1 protein-coding gene is annotated in these 402 nt (G+C 54.2%); it reads right to left on the bottom strand.

The genetic code is table 11. The features are described 5' to 3' along the window. Positions 1-402, bottom strand: a 402-nt coding sequence (locus C1642_RS18110; RefSeq protein ID WP_228153989.1) for an Ig-like domain-containing protein, incomplete at both ends; no start/stop codon positions are given.

Genomic DNA, 402 nt, shown 5'->3' with positions numbered 1-402 from the left:
GATTGCTCAGCGTACCGCCTACTGGCGTGATGTCATCAATATCAAAGCCACTGACCGCCTCGCTAAACGTAAAGCTGATTGTTGTCGATTCAGTCGCAGTGAGTGCAGGGTCCAGGGCCGTAATCACCAAGCCCGGTGCCAATGTATCGACCGTAAGGCTCTCTGTTGCAGTCAGGTTGGCATTACCTGCCACGTCCGTAACAATACCTGCCGGTACGTTCACAACCACATCGCCTTCAAAGTCCGCAGCCGGTACCAGCGTACCGCTGAAGCTGCCATCGCCGTTGTCTACAAGGCCGGTCAATGTACCGTTAGCAATGTCCAGCAATCCCTCAAGCGCATCTGCCGTAAGCGGACTGCCATCAACCGCATTGACTGCTTCACCAAAGTCAATCGTGATTG

This window comes from Acinetobacter sp. AKBS16 (genome assembly GCF_002899995.1).
GTDB classification, from domain to species: domain Bacteria; phylum Pseudomonadota; class Gammaproteobacteria; order Pseudomonadales; family Moraxellaceae; genus Acinetobacter; species Acinetobacter baumannii.
This window is presented reverse-complemented; position numbering and strand designations above follow the sequence as displayed.